This window comes from Rahnella sp. 1L-D-7-B-C2, assembly GCF_057290995.1.
The window spans coordinates 465,384-483,187 of record NZ_JBXAVQ010000002.1; the positions used below are offsets into that span (position 1 = coordinate 465,384).

A 17,804-nucleotide genomic window follows, 5' to 3' on the forward strand; every position below is an offset into this window, starting at 1 on the left:
TCCGCGTGTTTTGCCGCTCAGGCTGCTTCAATAAGTTCTACCGCTCGGATGTTAAGGAATGGCAGGCGCAAAATGAGTGACAACGTCACAGAAAGGGATTTAATTTCATTTTGCCACTCAATAAAGTGAAAGAGCCTCCTACGATTTACAGCTACTATCAATAATAACAAAACGGCTGTTACGCTCAGGTAAACCCTTTATAAATGACTATTTGTGAGCCTGCACATTACACGGGATACAAGGATTAGAACGATGCTGTTCTCCCAGACCGGACTTGCGAAGTATCGCTACTATCGCCTTGCGTTGGCCAGCGCTATGGGTTTATTTACCCTTATTCTTACGCTCGGTATTCGTATTTACGAACAAAGTCAGGTTATCTCTGCGGATCAACAACGCGTGGCGATGCACACCGTTGAAAAACTCGAAAAATTACTTGAACCCGCTTCCCAGGCCGCCCGAAAAACACCCGTTGACCCGGCGCTGACCTGTCGTGAATTACAACCTGTCATGCAGCAAACCGTGGCGCGCATGCAAACCTTGCGATCTATCACTCTTGTTACCAATGGCACCATTACCTGTTCAAGCCTTATTGGCGCGCTGGATCTGAATTTCAGCAACACCCTGCCGGACATCGCTCAGGGCCGAACGCGGCTTGAGCTTCGTGCAGCAAAATTAACCAGGTTAGATATTCCTACTTTGCTGCTCTGGCAGCCTGCCACGGCTGATAATCTTAACGGTGAACTGTTCGTCTATAACATCGGGATCCTGTCGAATTTCCTGCTCGAACCACAGCCGCCGTACGCCCGCCATATTGTCCTGAACGTGATGAAGCAAAGCCTCGAGTATGGTAAAAACGAAATCATTCAAAGCGTGAATTTGCCGCAGCGGCCGTTACTGACTGTGAAATCACCGAACTATGATTTTTCCGTGTCGATTTATGGTGAGGAATCTTCCGCGCTGGCCTGGTCTGAACTGGCTTCCCATCTTCCTCTTTCGGTGCTGATCAGTTTACTGACCGCAACGGCGGTCTATTTGTTATCCGGCAGCCGGATTAGTCTCGCGTATCCGATAAGCCACGGGATTTCGCACCGCGAATTTAAAGTCTATTGTCAGCCGATTATCAATAGTGTCGATGGCCGCTGTATTGGTGTCGAAACGCTGATGCGCTGGAAAAATCGCCGACAGGAATGGGTTTCGCCAGATGTGTTTATTCCGCTGGCTGAGCAACACGGGCTCATTATCGCGCTTACCCGCTACCTGATTAAAACGGTGGCTGATAATCTTTCGGTCTTCCCCGCCACTTCCGGTTTTTACGTCAGTATTAACGTCGCCGCTCAGCATTTTAATAATATGGAAATTGTGGATGACATCCGCAAAATCTGGCTCCCCGCACAGCCTTCCGTCTCGCTAATGCTGGAACTGACTGAGCGCACGCGCTTGCAGGAATTGCGAGCCGCCGAGATCTCACAGTTGAAAGAGATGGGGATATTACTAGCGATCGATGATTTCGGTACCGGCCACAGTTCATTGAGTTATCTGAAGACGCTCAATCCTGACGTGCTGAAAATCGATCAGGCGTTTACTGCCTCCATCGGTACTGACGCGATTAACGCAACGGTCACCGATACCATCATCACGCTGGCGCAACGGCTGAATCTGAAGCTGATTGCCGAAGGCGTCGAAACTCGTGAACAGGTCGATTATCTGCGTAAACGCAAAGTCGATTCTTTGCAGGGATACTATTTTGCCAGGCCGATGCCGATTGAGGTTTTCCCGATCTGGCTGGCGCGTTATGAGAAATCCACGCAGGTCATGCAACCGGTTGATGAATAATCACGGTGAATGACAAGAATAAAAAACGGCGACCGGAGTCGCCGTTTTAAACAGAAGTGAACCGCTATTACTGGTCTTCTTCCCAATGGTCTTCAGACTGGATTTTCGTGATTCGCACGCGCTCGATCCGATAATCTGTCACTTCAAGAATTTCAAAGTGCAGCGAGGCCATTTCAATCACTTCACCTGCTACCGGCATCTGGCCAGATTTCGATAACAACAAACCCGCCAGTGACGCAAAATCATCGTCCGGGCTGACCAGCGTGTTGATGTCCAGGATCTGCTGTAACAGATGTAAATCCGTGCCACCCTTGGCTATCCAGGAATCACCGTCGGCAATCACGTCCGGCGTTTCGTCCTCGTCCGGGAATTCACCGGCAATGGCTTCCAGCACGTCCAGCGGCGTGACCAGCCCCTGAATCACACCAAACTCATTGCTGACTACCACCAGACGGCCTTTCGCTTTACGCAGCACGGCCAGCAGATTGATAACATCCATCGTTTCCGGCACCACGATCGGTGGCGTTTTCTCGGCAAAGGCCACGATGCTTTCACCCTTTTCCAGCGCCACCAGCAGATCTTTCGCCCGCACCACGCCGATCACGTCATCCAGAGAGTGACGGCAAATCGGGAACAGGCTGTGCGGCGTGTCCAGCAACTGGCTGCGGATTTCAGCCGGTGAGCGTTCACAGTCCACCCAGGAAATCTCGGTACGCGGCGTCATGATGCTGCGCAGCGAACGCGAGGCCAGCGTCAGTACGCCGGTTATCATGTGACGTTCTTCTTCCGCAAAAGTCTCATGGGCAGGTACGGCATCACCTGAAGGTTCATCTTCATTCTGATGCTGGCGTTTCCCGCCCATCAGACGCTGAATCGCCTCGGCCGTACGTTCACGCATCGGTCGCGTGGACTGGCTTTTCAGGAAGTTACGGCGTGCAATCTGGTTAAATAATTCAATCAGAATGGAGAAACCGATCGCGGCGTACAGATAACCTTTCGGAATGTGGAAACCAAAACCTTCAGCAATCAGGCTCAAGCCGATCATCAGCAGGAAGCTGAGACACAGCACCACCACCGTCGGATGATTGTTCACAAAGCGGGTCAGCGACTTCGACGCCAGCAGCATGACACCCATGGCAATCACCACCGCCGTCATCATGACGTACAGGTTGTTGACCATCCCAACTGCGGTGATCACCGCATCGAGTGAGAACACGGCGTCCAGCACCACAATCTGCGCCACAACGGACCAGAAACTGGCGTAGCCGCGGTTTTGCGAACCGTGCTCTTCATGCCCCTCCAGCCGTTCGTGCAACTCCGTCGTCGCTTTGAACAGCAGGAATACCCCGCCGAGCAACAGGATCAAATCGCGTCCGGAGAAACTGAACTGCGCAATACTAAACAGCGGCGTGGTGAGTTTGACCATCCACGAGATCAGCGACAGCAGGCCTAAACGCATAATCAGAGCTAAGGATAAGCCGATGATACGTGCTTTATCACGCTGTTTTGGTGGCAGTTTGTCCGCAAGAATGGCGATAAACACCAGGTTGTCGATACCCAGAACAATTTCCAGAACGACAAGTGTCAGCAAACCGACCCAAATTGAAGGGTCCATCAAAAATTCCATGTCAGACTCCGCAATGAGTTAAAGAAAAAAGACGCAAAGAAACGCGATTCGCTGAGCAATCAGGGGCCCGGCAAAGTGTTTTAGCTGTATGACTTACAGATGAAAGCGGTTTCAGTGCGGCAAAAATCAGGCCCATTGGGGCGGATTTGCCGGTAACGATGAGATGAAAAAGCGAAGAATAGTGACGTCGGTGACAGTCCATAGGGAGGGCTGAGGCCCGGTACTCCTGTTCAATTATTTGGAAAATCACTTTATCAGGAATGATTATCTGACGAAAGTGCGATCTTTTACCTCCTGCATCATTCTGAAACATCTATGCTGTTTTATTAGGCACGTGGAAGCGTATTCACAATACGTCGTTGAATAACGGACAGTCGTCACAAAATTTATTTTTTCACACACTAAAATAAATCACGTCGCACGACCTGTTGAGGTTCTGCAGTTTTACTGTTTATCAGTGTTATCAGAAATTAACGGACATTAGTGGGTTCATTCTCACGCAGGGAACGCTCTGTCCGCCTCAGGAACAAAAACGGGCAGATATCATCATCAGCACCATTACTTATGTGCATAACTCTTAATCGAGTTAACAGAGGAGGTAGCGAGTGAGTATTGCTATTATCATCGGCACGCACGGGTCAGCAGCTGAACAGTTGCTGAAAACAGCGGAAATGATTTTAGGTGAACAGGATAATGTCGCCTATATCGATTTCGTACCCGGCGAGAATGCCGAAACCCTGATCGAAAAGTACACGGCAAAGTTGGGTGGTTTAGATACCAGCAGCGGCGTCCTTTTCCTGGTCGACACCTGGGGTGGCAGCCCGTTTAACGCCGCCAGCCGCATTGTTGTCGATAAGGAAAATTACGAAGTTGTCACCGGTGTTAACATCCCTATGCTGGCAGAAACTTTCATGGCCCGTGATGACAACCCGTCCTTCGCAGAACTGGTTGCCATTGCAGTGGAAACCGGACGTATCGGCGTAAAAGCGCTGAAAACCCCGGAACCTGCCACAGAAGGCCCTGTCGCCGCACCTGTACCGAAAAAAGCCGCCCCGGTTCAACCTTCCGGTCCGAATGATTACATGAAAATCGGTCTTGCCCGTATTGATGACCGTTTAATCCATGGACAAGTCGCGACCCGCTGGACCAAAGAAACCAACGTTAACCGCATTATTGTCATCAGCGATGAAGTGGCTGCCGACACCGTGCGTAAAACGTTGCTGACTCAGGTTGCTCCTCCTGGTGTAACTGCACACGTTGTCGACGTGGAGAAAGCTATCCGTGTTTACAACAACCCGAAATACGCTGGCGACCGCGTGATGTTGTTGTTCACCAACCCAACCGACGTGCTGCGTGTGGTTGAAGGTGGCGTGAAGATTACAACGGTCAACATTGGTGGTATGGCATTCCGTCAGGGTAAAACCCAGGTGAATAACGCCGTGTCCGTCGACGAGAAAGATATCGAAGCATTCAAAAAACTGAATGAAAAAGGTATCGAACTTGAAGTGCGTAAAGTGTCCTCGGATTCACGTCTCAAGATGATGGATCTTATTAATAAGATGAATTAATAAGCACAGGCGTCAAACGCAGATTGCCTCAACGTTATCTGCATCTGATGTGCTTGTTTTTACTCAGCGTCCTTTGGTCATAGGAGAAGTGCAATGGAGATCACCACACTACAAATTGTGCTGATATTTATTGTTGCATGTATTGCCGGGATGGGTTCGATTCTGGATGAATTCCAGTTTCACCGTCCGTTAGTTGCCTGTACTTTGATCGGTTTTGTTCTGGGTGATGTTAAAACCGGGATCATCATCGGCGGTACGTTGGAAATGATTGCGTTGGGCTGGATGAACATCGGTGCTGCTGTTGCACCGGATGCTGCCCTCGCCTCCATCATTTCTACCATTCTGGTTATCGCAGGCGGTCAGTCTGTCGGTGCCGGTATTGCATTAGCCATCCCTCTGGCTGCTGCAGGTCAGGTATTAACCATTATCGTTCGTACTATCACCGTTGCCTTCCAGCACGCTGCTGATAAAGCCGCTGAGAAAGGAAACCTGAGCGCGATTACCTGGATCCACGTTTCGGCGCTGGTTCTTCAGGCAATGCGTATCGCTATTCCAGCCGTGATTGTTGCGGTTTCCGTGGGTACTGCCATCGTTCATGACTTGCTGGCATCGATTCCGGAAGTGGTCACCAACGGTCTGAATATTGCGGGTGGTATGATTGTCGTCGTCGGTTACGCCATGGTCATTAACATGATGCGTGCTGGCTACCTGATGCCTTTCTTCTACCTCGGTTTCGTCACTGCGGCATTCACTAACTTCAACCTGGTTGCACTGGGTGTGATTGGTGTGGTGATGGCAGTGCTTTACATCCAGTTGAGCCCGAAATACAACAAATCTGCGCAAGCAGCGGCAGCTCCGGGTGTTAACGACCTCGATAACGAATTGGATTAAGGGTGAAGGACATGGTTGATAAAACTGAAGTTAAAAAACTCACGGCAGGCGACATCCGCGGTGTGTTTATGCGCTCCAACCTTTTCCAGGGGTCATGGAACTTCGAACGTATGCAGGCTTTGGGCTTCTGTTTCTGTATGGTGCCTGCTATTCGTCGTCTCTATCCTGAAAATAACGACGATCGCAAAGCGGCAATTAAACGCCATCTGGAATTCTTCAACACCCATCCTTATGTTGCCGCGCCTGTTTTGGGCGTAACGCTGGCGATGGAAGAACAGCGTGCCAACGGCGCACCTATCGACGACGCGGCCATCAACGGCCTGAAAGTCGGTCTGATGGGGCCTCTGGCCGGTGTGGGTGACCCGATCTTCTGGGGTACTGTACGTCCGGTGTTTGCTGCACTGGGTGCGGGTATCGCTATGACCGGTAGTCTGCTTGGGCCATTGCTGTTCTTCGTATTGTTTAACCTTGTACGCCTGCTGACCCGTTATTACGGTGTGGCTTATGGCTACAAAAAAGGTGTCGATATCGTAGGTGATATGGGCGGCGGCTTCCTGCAAAAACTGACCGAGGGGGCGTCTATTCTCGGCCTCTTTGTCATGGGGGCACTGGTTAACAAATGGACGCACGTTAACATTCCGCTGGTGGTATCGAAAATCACCGACCAAACCGGCCATACTACGGTCACCACGGTACAGACGATTCTGGACCAGCTGATGCCGGGTCTGGTGCCATTGCTGCTGACCTTCGGCTGTATGTGGCTGCTGCGTCGGAAAGTGAATGCGTTGTGGATCATCGTTGGCTTCTTCGCCATCGGGATCTTCGGTTACTGGATTGGCCTGTTAGGTCTCTGATAACCACAAGCCGGGGGATCACTCCTCCGGCTTTTTTATTGCCTGAATTTATCTGTTTCTGCTTTTATTTTGCTTTGCCTGTTGGCAGTACGCTGGAGTTTTTTCATGTCAGTGACCGATATCGTCCTCGCCCTCTTCACCTTCATGCTGCTGGCCTATGCCATCTACGACGAATTCATCATGGGAGCCAAAAACGGCAAAACCCGCCTGAGAGTCAATCTTCGTCGCCGTAATAAGCTCGATTCCATCATCTTCATTGGCCTGCTGGCGATCCTGCTTTACAACAATATTCAGGCCAATGGCACGCCTCTTACTAACTATTTGTTGATTGGTCTGGCGCTGGTGGCGTTCTATCTCTCTTTTATTCGCTGGCCAAAATTGCTGTTTAAGCCCAAAGGTTTTTACTTCGCCAATACCTTCATCACGTATGACAGGATCCGCAGTATGAATCTTTCTGAAGATGGTGTGCTGGTGTTTGAATTAGAACAGAAGAAGTTATTGATCCGCGTAAACGAGCTGGATGATTTAGAGAAGATTTACAAAGTGATGGTTGAAAATCAGTAGTCTGACCTTCAACCCTGCAAGGCCAGATTAAGCATTAATAGTTTCGTCATCTGGTTTGCGCTGATGCAACCTGATGACGAAATCAGTCTCACACCTGAACGCCGTCTCGGCCTTCAGATTCGCCATCACCTCTTGCGAAGCGCGCCATGCAAAAGGCGTCATCTGCAATAAATCAAACGCCTCCGTCCCCGTCAGCTGCATATCGTAGGCCAGAGATTCCGTCGCTATCCGTTCGAAGCCTTCCAGTTGTTCATCCAGCTCCGCATGTAACTGTACATCCTGATAAATGAGCCCCTTCAGTTGATACAGATGGCGAGGCCCTGGTGCGACGGTTAGTACCACGCCACCCGGTTTAACGGCACGGTACAGCTCCTGTGCCTTGCAGGGCGCGTAAATCCGCACCACGGCGTCCAGCGAGGCTTCGGCGAAGGGTAAACGATGGCTGGAAGCCACGCAAAAATCCGCCGAATGATACCGCTTCGCCGCATAACGAATCGCGACCTTCGCGACATCCAGCCCATACACTTTCATCGCACGTGTCAGGGCTAACCTTTCAGCAATAGCCGTCGTGTAATACCCTTCTCCGCAACCGATATCCAGCAGAGCCGTCGCGCTTTGCGGCAACACTTCATCAAGGAGAGCCACCAGACGATCGCGCAGCGGCTGATAGTGGCCGGCATCAAGAAAGGCACGGCGTGACATCATCATTTCAGTGCTGTCCCCCGGTTGCTTCGATCGTTTATGCTGCACGGGCATCAGATTGACGTAGCCTTCTTTAGCATGATCAAACTGATGATTCTGCGCACAGCGCCATTGCTGGCCGGTCAGCTCAAGGGGCTGGAAACAAAGTGGACACTGATAAGTCATGCGGGAAACCTGCAAGAAAAGGCTGAGGGGCGAATATTCGCAACAAGGTTAAGTCTAAAGAAGGCGACGGGTGGTTGCAACCGCTGGAAAGTCTGACTAAAAGCCAGCTACACTGATGCCATGATCTTTCCTTAACGAGACTTGAGATGAGTGACAGCTCAGCCTTACTCCGTCAAATTCCCGGTATTCTTCATGGCTTCGGCGATAAGCACACCTTGCTTCCAGCTGAGTTACAACCTTACGAATCCACCCGGCCTGCCAAGAAACAGGTGCATGGCGTTCGGATAGTCGATGTTACTCAGCCTGCTCAGGCCTGTGGCGAAGCAGACGGGTTCTTCACGTCGACGCCCGGCATTCTTCTGGCGGTATTCACAGCGGACTGTTTACCGGTAATTTTCTGCCGTAGAGATGGCAAGCAAATCGGTGTAGTTCACGCGGGCTGGCGGGGACTGATCGACGGGATTCTGGAACAGATGGCTGCACGAATTAACGCGTCAGGAGAGACGGCTGACTGGGTGGTGTCTATCGGCCCGGCGGCAGGTGCCTGCTGTTATGAAGTGAGTCAGGAGCTGACGGACACTTATATGCAGCGCCTTGATTTCCCTCCTTCACTGATATCACCTAAGCCGCGTCATCTGGATCTGGCCGCTATCGCCGAAGCGAAATTACGCGCGCTGGGCTTTACCGACATCGATCACGCAGGCCATTGCACGATATGTACTCCGGATGAAACCGGCACCGGTTTCAACTACACCAGCTTTCGCCGCAACAGCCATCAGAGGGAAAAAGATCCGTCTCATCCGGGCATCAGCGGACGAAATCAGCAATCCGGGATCATCATTCTCTGAATGCCGGACACAAAAAAACCCGCCTTGGCGGGTTTTTTTACAGCTGTACGCTGCTTAGATTGCAGTTACGTTAACTGCAGACGGGCCTTTCTGGCCGTCCTGGATTTCGAACTCTACGTTCTGGCCTTCAGCCAGAGTTTTGAAGCCGTTACCCTGGATTGCAGAGAAATGTACGAACACGTCTTTGCTGCCGTCAGCAGGAGTAATGAAACCGAAACCTTTAGACTCGTTGAACCACTTAACTTGACCTTTGATCTTTGCCATCTTGAGTATTTCCTTTGGATTGTTTAAACCGCCCGTAGGCGTTACATAGACAAACTAGAGTCGTTACTGCTTGAGGCACTAAGATTAGAATCGGCAGAGAAGCGGTATTCAACGTGAACGTCTTTACTCAGAACTTCTATACTGAAAATGCCACACATATACAGAACTGTACCTCGTTTTACCCAGAAGCGTTATCACATACTCTGAATTCGATGGCAAGCCATTTTTAATCAGTGATGGACATGTCGCACATATTTGAGCCGCTTAATAGCACTTCGTGTTCAGTTAAGCTGAAATATGTTGATAGACATGCTTTTTTCTGCTTTACAGGTACAGCGGTATATCCAACAAAACAATAACGACCTGTTTCGATTATTGATCATTTAATGTAGAACCGTAAGCGTAAAACACATCTTTATTTGAATTTTTATGAAGGATATCTCGAAAGATGGCTTGCGCATCAGTCTCCTGCTGACCACGAGCAGGATCGCCACGACCAGCCCTTCATAGGAGTCGCGGAATATTTAGACCATAAGCAATCGCAGGACGCTGCCGCTGATGTTGCTTTCAGGTTATGTGACTGGTTATGCAATAATCAAAAAGGTCATGGATGAATAAAATGGTGCAAACAAAACAAAGAAATGGAATTAATGCACCTAAACCGTGCGCCTTTACATTTGCAGGGATATTAGTGAGTGAAAAAGCCGGACGGAGGATTTCAATTCAAAGCCCTTAATCCTCGCGTGCATATTTCATTGCCAGGCGTTTTTTACATTATAATGAATTAAAGTTTGCGACTTCGTTAAATTCACATTCAAATCTGAAGAAAACCCTGAACACGCTTATTCACTAATAAGATATCGATATAAATAATAATTATTAATTACCGTGACCTGCCTCGCAAAATTTATTCCAGGATACGTAATATCCAGGTGTTTTGCTCCACGCAGGCCGCGGTTTTGCGTCACGGGCGTTCGCTTGCTGCAACACGACTGACCGCGTGTTTCATTGCACGCCATGAGTTCCCGTAGCATAAAGCCCTCTCAGCCAGGCTCAGGAGGAAGCTTTACGGTCATAAAGAGCATAACTTTCTACCGTATGCGGCAATATTTAGAGATACTGACAAGGGTTTTTGTCGTATTTTGCAATTTGCTTATAAATGATAACAAATCATTAACCCTCATCTTTGACAGGGAAAAATAAAATCCCATTCAAGTGATAATACTTCTCATTAATCGCCTAATGAGATTTTTCCTGACATATAATTTGAATGAGGAGTAATTTCACTCCTTGGTGATGCTCGCTCCGATTTTTAACGGCGAAAACTTCATATCTGGCGAGATGCTTTCCGAAATCGCCTGCGCTAATTCTTTCAAAGGCTGATCCAGAGATTCATCCGCTAATTCAAAAACGCCCCAGTGAATCGGCACGGCTTTGTGACAACGCAGCTCTGAAAACACGTCTACCGCCTGTTGCGGGTCCATATGTTGCGCGCTCATGAACCATCTTGGTGCATAGGCACCTATCGGAATTGCCGCCAAATCAAAAGGTCCCAGCCGCTGGCCAATCTTTTCAAACTGATTGCTGTAACCACTGTCGCCCGAAAAATAAAAGCGCAATAAGGGGTGCGAGACCACCCAACCGCACCACAGCGACTGATTACGATCCCAGGGCGTCCGCATACTCCAGTGCCGCGCAGGAACCGTAGATAATGTCAGTTCGCCGAACTGACGCTCTTCCCACCAGTCCAGCTCTTCGACAAAATGCGCGCCCCGCTTCTCCAGCCAGCGCTTCATGCCAAGGGGCACCATAAATTGCACCTGCGGAAAACGACGTAACAATTTGCGGACTGTTGCATTGTCCAGATGGTCATAATGATTATGCGAAAAAATCACCACATCGATGGGAGGCAGTTGATCGACCGGGGCAGCGACCGGTGTTTTGCGTTTCGGTCCGTAGAATCTCAACGGTGAAGCACGCTCCGATAACGCGGGATCCATCAGGATGTAACATCCTGCGACGCGCAGCAGCAAACAGGCGTGGCCTAAAAACCACAACCGGTCATCCGTGCCACTGAAATCGGCGGCCTGCCACCAGTTTTCAATAAAATGATCGTAGCCTTTCTCCGGCGGCAGAGGTAGCCGCTGCGCTTTGCGTTCCTGTTGCCAGCGTTTGAAATCTCCTTGCTGACGATTATGCGGTTCGATATTGGTGAATCCGTCAGGCGTATGATGGCTTTTTGACGCATCGTAATATGGATTTTTACCAGACATAGGACTCCTGGATGGTGCTATTTCAGGGGGAACAGCGTACGACGCCGTCCTGCATCCAGATTAATTATCATACTTGTGGATATCTCTACAGGCAGAAAGTGCAAAAGTATGTGCAATTGCTGCCAATGAGACGTGTTAAGAAACTCTTAATAACTCTGTGCTTTACTGGGAGTGTTCAAAAAGGAGGACAACGATGACTCGCAAAACATTCACATCGCGCCTGACCGAAATCGTGCACCTTCAGGCACAGTACGCACGTTTGTGGCTGCGTTCGCGCTTTCGCAGGATGACGCTGCCACCGGCTTTGAAAGTCGTGATCTTCGCCGTGACAGGCATAGCAGTATTCGCACTGACAGGCGCTCTGCTTCTGCTGCTTGATCTGATTACAATAGTTTGCCGGATGCTAAAACGCCCGTTTCTACGTGGCAATTTTCGCCAGGCCCCTCTTATCAGAAAACCCACATAAAAGAAAAACCGTGCGGGGAAATCGGCACGGTTTGAATTAAGGTGGAATGTCCCTTGAAATCAGGCAGGCATGCCGCAAAGTTTGGTTAGATTTCGGGCTCCGATCATGAGGGTAGCAACATAGGATTGTCTGCGGGTCACCACTTCGACCGCAACACGCGCATCTTTATATTTGATGAGGTAAGTAGAAGGCCAGCCCTGTCGGCGTTTACCGTAGGCTTTTTCATGACTGTCGATAGCTGCGTGAGCAACCACCAGATGGGAGAGCGTTTTATCACCTTTAATGATGCGCTTCATAATGGACTCCGCCTTAGACACAACTGTCAAAATGAGGAAACATTAATCACTTGATACGCATCGCTTTTACGCGACGCTTATTCGAATCACTTCTTTGCAATACTTTGTCGCAATCTGAGTATCTTCGCGCTTTTTACTCTGCGCAAGCCTTACTTTCTTTACTTAGCAGGAAACATATCATTGCCGCCCGCAGAGGCCGTCTGCTTTGCGCCTGCCACTGTCCATCAGGGCTTTGAATTTCAGCCAGCCAAAGCGGATCGCTCTGCAACTCTTTAAAGTTTATGCTGATTTTATTGGCGCAAATAATAGGCCACGCATCGGAGGGATTGTTGCAATAATCTTTGCCTTTGACGCCACCGTAGGGATACCACTTCTCCGGCTCTTCCCCGGTCAGTAAGGCAATACTGTGGTTTACATCACTGTCGTTTTCTTCGGACCATTTGATCATCAGTTCTTCCATCATGCAGTGCACATGCGTGGAGACTACCGGAGGATTAAGACAGATTTATGACCAGAAAGCACAAACAAAAAACCCGCCTGAGAGGCGGGTCAGCAAAGCACATTATCTTTATCTTTCCGGAATAAAACCACGCAGGCTCAGGGCGGAATCCTCTTCTACCTCATCGACAGGCTCCGCACCTTTGGCTCTGGACGTCAGAATCTTGAGCAACTCTGTTTGCTGACGTTGCTGCTCGGCGATTTCCTGTAGCAATTCAATCTGCTGGTTCGCCCTGACACTGGCCCGGCTGACAAAAAACCAAACCAACAAGAATAACAGCGCTGAAAGTGCACTCAACGCCAATGAAGCCAGGCTGTTTTGGCCCATTGCAAAATCAAACATTTACGACCCTACCACTGAATGTTCTGAACACACATCTTATCACTCCCGGCGTGTCTGAGAAGCAGTTCACATAAAAACAGGGTTTTCTTATGCAGCTGACGCTTAAAAGGGGATAAAAGAGGTGATCGCACACACGCCTAGGTCAAAGTTTCCGCCCTGATCGCAATAGCTGTTCAGTGCCATCAGGTATAGACCGACACAGATAAGCAGGAAAAGAACGAAGACAACGATTTTCCTGAACTTGAAAGCGGGCTTTTTCAATTTGATTGCGGGTCTCTTGTAGTTTACAGCACGTCTGTCAGGGCTCAATGGTGACGTCCAACATGATATGGAACAGATTTCCATAGTACGACGGAAATCTTAAACAACGATATAACGAAGCGCGCCATTTTGTACACCGCCGCCGTGCAATAATCACTTTAGGTAATCATACATAAAAATATATAATTCTTATCAATATATTGTTGACAGCCTCACTTGATCTGCATCAAATAAAACAGCATCTCTTAATGACGATCATCGCCTGTAATTTCACTCCGTAATTTCTTAAAAAGAGTTGCTTTTAATCAAGGGAGCATCACCTTAAAGATAAAATAATGGAAACTGATTAATTTCGAAATTTATAGCACTTAAAGATGATTGGCACTCCACAAAAACCCAAGCACCATAGGTATTACCTGCCATCCTTCATGAAAGACCTCAATATTCCATTTAACTTCACAACCAAAGCAGCGGGATTAAAACAAATAAAACAACTCAACATGTAAGTTATAAAGAAATGTACTTTCCAAAAAAGTAAAATTAAAAACATTACAACAGGGTGTCTATAAAAAATATTTCACTTTTCACGACTTTATATTTGAACTTCTTGGTTGAATTACCCACCTCATTAAAATATCATCCCGCTGTCGAACAGTTTTACTGTCTCTTCGTTATATAAATGAAAGCATAATGACTGGGATTATTTCCAGCTGATTCATGCTGACTATTTTTTGTTGAGGGATTAATAAATGCATGCATGGAATAAAAAGTTCTTCGTTTCTAAAATAGCGCTGGCCTGCGCTGTTGCAGTAGCTGCACCTGCGGCGATGTCAGCTGACATCTCTGGTACCGTATACGACACTTTCTATCATGACACTGCTCTGACGGGGCATGTTGGATACCGTGGTTATGCGGATAACGAGGGGGCAAATAACGGTTACGTTGGCGGAGACATCTACTCTTCAATTAATAATGCTGTCGTTAACGGTGTTATTTCCACTTATTATCTGGGCTTCGATAACAACACGAGCAACACGCTAAATATCACTAATTCCACAGTTAACGGAATGATCATTTCTGAATGTCTGACCACTGAATGTGGAGATGCACGTAATGATTATGACCAATCTCCGTTACACCTTACCATTGATAATTCAACAATCAATGACACCTACGAACATTACGATTACGACGTTACTGACGCGAATAAAGTTCGCGACCATGAAACCTTAAACACCTATAATTTAGGTGTGGCGATCACGCTGGATCAAGAAAGTGATATCGTTATCAAAAACAATTCTCATGTAGCCGGCATTGCATTATCACAAGGTTACCAATGGGTTGATACCGAAGTTAACAACAGTAATACTTTTGATAACACGCTGACTGTTAATGATTCCGTACTGACATCTGGCTCATACACTGAATTAGAAACCACCGGTTTCTACGGCCAGTCAGATAAACCTAGTGATTATGGTAATATCAGTGCTTCAGGTACCGCTGCTGACGATGTCGCACTCTCCGTAGTTGCTAATTCAGCCGCTGATAATTCAATGAAAACGACAGCTGTTTTCAACAACTCCACGATCTCCGGCGACGTCTATTTCGAAAGCAGCTTTGATCATAATTATTATGTTGGCGGTCATGACGGCAACGGCGATGGTGTGCTTGACACCAATGGTTGGGATGACACAGATGAACTCAATCTGACCCTGGACAATGGCAGCAAATGGGTTGGCGCAGCCATTTCCAACGTTGAAGCAGATGCCATTTTGTACGACCGTAGCACGAACAGCATTTGGCCTAGCTCAGTATTCAGTACCACGACCGGCTACCTGAGTGGGGATAAAGTCTATCAAAGCGGCCTGTTCAATGTTGCATTGAACAACGGTTCCGAATGGGATACCACCAAATCATCTAACATCGATAACCTGACTGTGAACAATCGGTCTCAGGTTAATGTTGTAGATTCCGTACTACTGGCCGACAACGTCTCCCTGACAAATGCATCAAGCCTGAAAGTCGCCGCACATGGTGGTGTTTATACCGATGCACTGAACCTGAATTCAGGCAGTAAAGCCACGCTGACTGAAGAAACGGCTTCTTTATATGCTAACACCATCACCGTAGGTAGCGACTCTGAACTGAACTTAGGTGCAGGTCAGGTTGATACCCACAATATGGTGCTGACCGACGACGGTACTTTCAATATCGGTAGCCGTGAATTCGTTCTGAATTCCGATATGAACAATGCCCGCGACAAAACTGCCGCTGACTATGTTTACGATCGCGGAACTATCGGTATGAACTCTGACGGCCATCTGGCGATTAATGGCGTAACTGACGGTAACTATCAGGTTCGCATCAATAATGCGACCGGCGAAGGCCGTGTTGCTGATTACCAGAACAAAGAACTGATTCGCACATACGGCGGCAACGCTACCTTTACTCACGCGAACACCGCCGATTTGGGTGCCTATAAATATCAGGCACAACAAGTGGGTGATACCGTGGTTCTGGCTAAACAAGGCATCACCTCTACCGCTAACGCAGCGCTGAGCCTGCCTTCTTCCAATGCGGCAACCTGGCACATGGAGCAGGACACTTTGAGCAACCGCATGGACAGCTCTCGTCACACCCAAGGTGTTGACAAAGGCGGCGTGTGGGTTAACTACTTCGGTGGCCAGCAGAACGGTGACAATGGCGTTGTTGATTACGATCAGGACGTTAACGGCATCATGGTGGGTCTGGATAAAGTCACTGAAGGTGGCGGCGATCGTCAATGGCTGGTCGGTATGGCTGCAAGCTTTGCCAAATCAAGCCTGTCTATGGATGATGCAGATGCAGACACTGATAGCCAGTCAGCACGCGTTTACTCCAGCCTGGACTTTAAGAATGGCGTATTCTTCGATACTTCTCTGAGCTACAGTCACTTCAGCAACTCAACTGACAGCACCATGAGCAACGGTCAGCAAGTATCCGGCGACAGCACAACCGACGCATGGGGCTTCGGTCTGAAAGCCGGTTACGACTGGAAATTCGCACCACAAGCGTACATGACGCCATACTTAAGCATTACTGGTGTGTTCATCGGCGACGACGACTACAGCATGAGCAACAACATGCGTGTGAGCGGTCAGGCTTATGACAGCATGCATTATGAGTTAGGTTCTAACATCGGTTACACCTTCGACCTCGGTGCTGATCAGGCTATCAGCCCTTACGCCACTCTGGCCTATGTGTATGAAGATGCAAACAACGACGCAGATATCAACGGTGACCGTATCGATAATGGTATCGATGGTTCCGCAGTTCGCGTTGGTTTAGGTGGTCAGTTCGACATGAGCAAAAACTTCACCGTTTATGCGGGTGCTAATTACCTCGGCGGCAGCGATGTTGACCAGCCTTGGGCAGCAAACCTGGGTATGAAATACCGCTGGTAATAACCGGTCTTAAGCTGTTGATTGAACATCAATTGGCTCCTTATCAGGAGCCAATTTTTTGGCATTGAAATAAACGGATTAAGATTAAGAATCAGCAGGAGTGACATCTTCGCCGGAATAACTTCTACTATGCTTATCAATATCCTGAAGACTCAGGATGGATAACAAGGGGAGTGTTTGGGATGAGTGTTATCAAAGCCATTATTGTACTGGCCGTGATTTACGCGATTTTTCTGTTTTCAGGCTACGGCGTGACCGTGGGAAGCAGCGAAAATGCAGCAGGTTTAGGCCTTAAATGCCAGTATTTGACCGCCAGAGGGATTGTCAGTTCGCAGTATATTCATTCTGACAGCGGCGTGATTGGTGTGGCTAATTGCCCGGTTTTCAAAAAAGTAGGCGAAGTGGTCGATAATAAATAGTTACATTGTCAGGGATCGCGCTTCGTGATGCCTGCGCTGGCAGGCATCACGAAACCGGCAATTAGCTATCGTGCTTAGTGAACTTCAGCTCGATCAGCGAAATTGCTTTTTCGACGGCACGCTTGGTCACCGGATCGGCCCCGGCAGGATGCTTGTTAAAATCGATACTTTTTAACTGATGAGACATTTTCTCACGCACTTCGGCAGGCGCAATAATCTCAATCACATCCAAAATTTGCTTAATCACCAACTGGCAGGCAACCAGATCAGACTCATATTCTTGTTCTCTGGTTAAAGCGTCAGACATAGGGTGCTCCTTTCATCAAAACCATTCGTAAAAATTATGGCCGCGAGGATATCACGCTCGCTGAATAAATTCTCTCTCCGGCAATTAACACTCTATGACGGCAGATTTAGCGCACAAATAAACACCAAACAAACCTCATCGTATGTTGTTAACACCAGATTACTTCTATGCTTATGAGTGCG

General features: G+C 48.4%; 19 protein-coding genes. 9 read left to right on the forward strand and 10 right to left on the reverse strand.

The window, feature by feature from the left end:
- The first annotated feature begins 252 nt into the window (after nucleotides 1–252).
- Nucleotides 253–1,833 (forward strand): EAL domain-containing protein, encoded by a 1,581-nt coding sequence (locus AC0Z7K_RS05865; RefSeq protein ID WP_485613310.1) that lies wholly within the window; start codon nucleotides 253–255, stop codon nucleotides 1,831–1,833.
- A 67-nt stretch (nucleotides 1,834–1,900) separates the two neighbouring features.
- On the opposite strand, the gene AC0Z7K_RS05870 is transcribed toward AC0Z7K_RS05865, so the two are convergent.
- Nucleotides 1,901–3,460, reverse strand: coding sequence for a TerC family protein (locus AC0Z7K_RS05870; RefSeq protein WP_413529897.1), 1,560 nt, complete (start codon nucleotides 3,458–3,460; stop codon nucleotides 1,901–1,903).
- Nucleotides 3,461–4,065: 605 nt separating this feature from the next.
- Between AC0Z7K_RS05870 and manX the strand changes: the two genes are divergently transcribed.
- The 4 genes from manX (at nucleotide 4,066) to AC0Z7K_RS05890 (ending at nucleotide 7,337) form a co-directional block, all read left to right on the forward strand.
- Complete coding sequence (gene manX, locus AC0Z7K_RS05875) at nucleotides 4,066–5,028, forward strand: PTS mannose transporter subunit IIAB (protein WP_485613311.1); 963 nt, start codon at nucleotides 4,066–4,068, stop codon at nucleotides 5,026–5,028.
- Nucleotides 5,029–5,121: 93 nt separating this feature from the next.
- Nucleotides 5,122–5,919 carry a PTS mannose/fructose/sorbose transporter subunit IIC gene (locus tag AC0Z7K_RS05880; protein WP_056778907.1) on the forward strand — a complete coding sequence of 266 codons (798 nt, stop codon included), beginning with the start codon at nucleotides 5,122–5,124 and terminating at the stop codon, nucleotides 5,917–5,919.
- Between the two features lie 11 nt (nucleotides 5,920–5,930).
- Nucleotides 5,931–6,773, forward strand: coding sequence for a PTS mannose transporter subunit IID (locus AC0Z7K_RS05885; RefSeq protein ID WP_112168764.1), 843 nt, complete (start codon nucleotides 5,931–5,933; stop codon nucleotides 6,771–6,773).
- Between the two features lie 105 nt (nucleotides 6,774–6,878).
- Nucleotides 6,879–7,337 carry a DUF986 family protein gene (locus tag AC0Z7K_RS05890; protein ID WP_112168763.1) on the forward strand — a complete coding sequence of 153 codons (459 nt, stop codon included), beginning with the start codon at nucleotides 6,879–6,881 and terminating at the stop codon, nucleotides 7,335–7,337.
- Between the two features lie 27 nt (nucleotides 7,338–7,364).
- Here AC0Z7K_RS05890 and rlmA read toward each other — a convergent pair whose 3' ends face one another.
- Nucleotides 7,365–8,204, reverse strand: coding sequence for a 23S rRNA (guanine(745)-N(1))-methyltransferase (rlmA, locus tag AC0Z7K_RS05895; protein ID WP_485613312.1), 840 nt, complete (start codon nucleotides 8,202–8,204; stop codon nucleotides 7,365–7,367).
- Between the two features lie 146 nt (nucleotides 8,205–8,350).
- Between rlmA and pgeF the strand changes: the two genes are divergently transcribed.
- Nucleotides 8,351–9,052, forward strand: a complete 702-nt coding sequence (pgeF, locus tag AC0Z7K_RS05900; protein WP_485613314.1) for a peptidoglycan editing factor PgeF — start codon at nucleotides 8,351–8,353, stop codon at nucleotides 9,050–9,052.
- Between the two features lie 54 nt (nucleotides 9,053–9,106).
- Here the strand turns inward: pgeF and cspE are convergent, their stop codons facing one another.
- From cspE to AC0Z7K_RS05915, 3 genes are all read right to left on the reverse strand, one after another.
- Nucleotides 9,107–9,316: a transcription antiterminator/RNA stability regulator CspE gene (gene cspE, locus AC0Z7K_RS05905; RefSeq protein ID WP_002221949.1), complete on the reverse strand. Its 210-nt coding sequence runs from the start codon at nucleotides 9,314–9,316 to the stop codon at nucleotides 9,107–9,109.
- Nucleotides 9,317–9,357: 41 nt separating this feature from the next.
- The gene (locus AC0Z7K_RS05910) at nucleotides 9,358–9,474 is read right to left on the reverse strand and encodes a DUF2627 domain-containing protein (protein WP_071823629.1); all 117 of its coding nucleotides are present in this window, start codon (nucleotides 9,472–9,474) and stop codon (nucleotides 9,358–9,360) included.
- Nucleotides 9,475–10,599: 1,125 nt separating this feature from the next.
- The gene (locus tag AC0Z7K_RS05915; RefSeq protein ID WP_485613325.1) at nucleotides 10,600–11,589 is read right to left on the reverse strand and encodes an MBL fold metallo-hydrolase; all 990 of its coding nucleotides are present in this window, start codon (nucleotides 11,587–11,589) and stop codon (nucleotides 10,600–10,602) included.
- Between the two features lie 193 nt (nucleotides 11,590–11,782).
- Here AC0Z7K_RS05915 and AC0Z7K_RS05920 point away from each other — a divergent pair, with 193 nt between their 5' ends.
- On the forward strand, nucleotides 11,783–12,055 hold the full coding sequence (locus AC0Z7K_RS05920; RefSeq protein WP_485613326.1) for a hypothetical protein: 273 nt from the start codon (nucleotides 11,783–11,785) through the stop codon (nucleotides 12,053–12,055).
- 59 nt (nucleotides 12,056–12,114) lie between these two features.
- Here AC0Z7K_RS05920 and AC0Z7K_RS05925 read toward each other — a convergent pair whose 3' ends face one another.
- The 4 genes from AC0Z7K_RS05925 to mgrB form a co-directional block, all read right to left on the reverse strand.
- Nucleotides 12,115–12,351: a DUF4060 family protein gene (locus AC0Z7K_RS05925; protein ID WP_013576199.1), complete on the reverse strand. Its 237-nt coding sequence runs from the start codon at nucleotides 12,349–12,351 to the stop codon at nucleotides 12,115–12,117.
- Nucleotides 12,352–12,484: 133 nt separating this feature from the next.
- Nucleotides 12,485–12,799: a phage protein NinX family protein gene (locus AC0Z7K_RS05930; protein ID WP_413529914.1), complete on the reverse strand. Its 315-nt coding sequence runs from the start codon at nucleotides 12,797–12,799 to the stop codon at nucleotides 12,485–12,487.
- Between the two features lie 120 nt (nucleotides 12,800–12,919).
- Nucleotides 12,920–13,192: a YebO family protein gene (locus AC0Z7K_RS05935; protein WP_413529903.1), complete on the reverse strand. Its 273-nt coding sequence runs from the start codon at nucleotides 13,190–13,192 to the stop codon at nucleotides 12,920–12,922.
- A 102-nt stretch (nucleotides 13,193–13,294) separates the two neighbouring features.
- Nucleotides 13,295–13,423 carry a PhoP/PhoQ regulatory lipoprotein MgrB gene (mgrB, locus tag AC0Z7K_RS05940; RefSeq protein ID WP_461492218.1) on the reverse strand — a complete coding sequence of 43 codons (129 nt, stop codon included), beginning with the start codon at nucleotides 13,421–13,423 and terminating at the stop codon, nucleotides 13,295–13,297.
- Between the two features lie 779 nt (nucleotides 13,424–14,202).
- Here mgrB and AC0Z7K_RS05945 point away from each other — a divergent pair.
- Nucleotides 14,203–16,896: an autotransporter outer membrane beta-barrel domain-containing protein gene (locus AC0Z7K_RS05945; protein WP_485613327.1), complete on the forward strand. Its 2,694-nt coding sequence runs from the start codon at nucleotides 14,203–14,205 to the stop codon at nucleotides 16,894–16,896.
- 182 nt (nucleotides 16,897–17,078) lie between these two features.
- Nucleotides 17,079–17,315 (forward strand): YobH family protein, encoded by a 237-nt coding sequence (locus tag AC0Z7K_RS05950; RefSeq protein WP_485613329.1) that lies wholly within the window; start codon nucleotides 17,079–17,081, stop codon nucleotides 17,313–17,315.
- A 61-nt stretch (nucleotides 17,316–17,376) separates the two neighbouring features.
- Here the strand turns inward: AC0Z7K_RS05950 and AC0Z7K_RS05955 are convergent, their stop codons facing one another.
- Entirely contained in the window at nucleotides 17,377–17,622 is a 246-nt protein-coding gene (locus tag AC0Z7K_RS05955) for a DUF2766 family protein (protein ID WP_413529907.1), read from the reverse strand.
- Nucleotides 17,623–17,804 lie beyond the last annotated feature (182 nt).

Bases quoted from the DNA above. Each gene is read 5' to 3' on its own strand.
- AC0Z7K_RS05865 (WP_485613310.1), top strand. From the start codon at position 253: ATGCTGTTCTCCCAGACCGGACTTGCGAAGTATCGCTACTATCGCCTT.
- AC0Z7K_RS05870 (WP_413529897.1), bottom strand. From the start codon at position 3,460: ATGGAATTTTTGATGGACCCTTCAATTTGGGTCGGTTTGCTGACACTT.
- AC0Z7K_RS05880 (WP_056778907.1), top strand. From the start codon at position 5,122: ATGGAGATCACCACACTACAAATTGTGCTGATATTTATTGTTGCATGT.
- AC0Z7K_RS05885 (WP_112168764.1), top strand. From the start codon at position 5,931: ATGGTTGATAAAACTGAAGTTAAAAAACTCACGGCAGGCGACATCCGC.
- AC0Z7K_RS05890 (WP_112168763.1), top strand. From the start codon at position 6,879: ATGTCAGTGACCGATATCGTCCTCGCCCTCTTCACCTTCATGCTGCTG.
- rlmA (WP_485613312.1), bottom strand. From the start codon at position 8,204: ATGACTTATCAGTGTCCACTTTGTTTCCAGCCCCTTGAGCTGACCGGC.
- pgeF (WP_485613314.1), top strand. From the start codon at position 8,351: ATGAGTGACAGCTCAGCCTTACTCCGTCAAATTCCCGGTATTCTTCAT.
- cspE (WP_002221949.1), bottom strand. From the start codon at position 9,316: ATGGCAAAGATCAAAGGTCAAGTTAAGTGGTTCAACGAGTCTAAAGGT.
- AC0Z7K_RS05910 (WP_071823629.1), bottom strand. From the start codon at position 9,474: ATGTGTGGCATTTTCAGTATAGAAGTTCTGAGTAAAGACGTTCACGTT.
- AC0Z7K_RS05915 (WP_485613325.1), bottom strand. From the start codon at position 11,589: ATGTCTGGTAAAAATCCATATTACGATGCGTCAAAAAGCCATCATACG.
- AC0Z7K_RS05920 (WP_485613326.1), top strand. From the start codon at position 11,783: ATGACTCGCAAAACATTCACATCGCGCCTGACCGAAATCGTGCACCTT.
- AC0Z7K_RS05925 (WP_013576199.1), bottom strand. From the start codon at position 12,351: ATGAAGCGCATCATTAAAGGTGATAAAACGCTCTCCCATCTGGTGGTT.
- AC0Z7K_RS05930 (WP_413529914.1), bottom strand. From the start codon at position 12,799: ATGATCAAATGGTCCGAAGAAAACGACAGTGATGTAAACCACAGTATT.
- AC0Z7K_RS05935 (WP_413529903.1), bottom strand. From the start codon at position 13,192: ATGTTTGATTTTGCAATGGGCCAAAACAGCCTGGCTTCATTGGCGTTG.
- AC0Z7K_RS05945 (WP_485613327.1), top strand. From the start codon at position 14,203: ATGCATGCATGGAATAAAAAGTTCTTCGTTTCTAAAATAGCGCTGGCC.
- AC0Z7K_RS05950 (WP_485613329.1), top strand. From the start codon at position 17,079: ATGAGTGTTATCAAAGCCATTATTGTACTGGCCGTGATTTACGCGATT.
- AC0Z7K_RS05955 (WP_413529907.1), bottom strand. From the start codon at position 17,622: ATGTCTGACGCTTTAACCAGAGAACAAGAATATGAGTCTGATCTGGTT.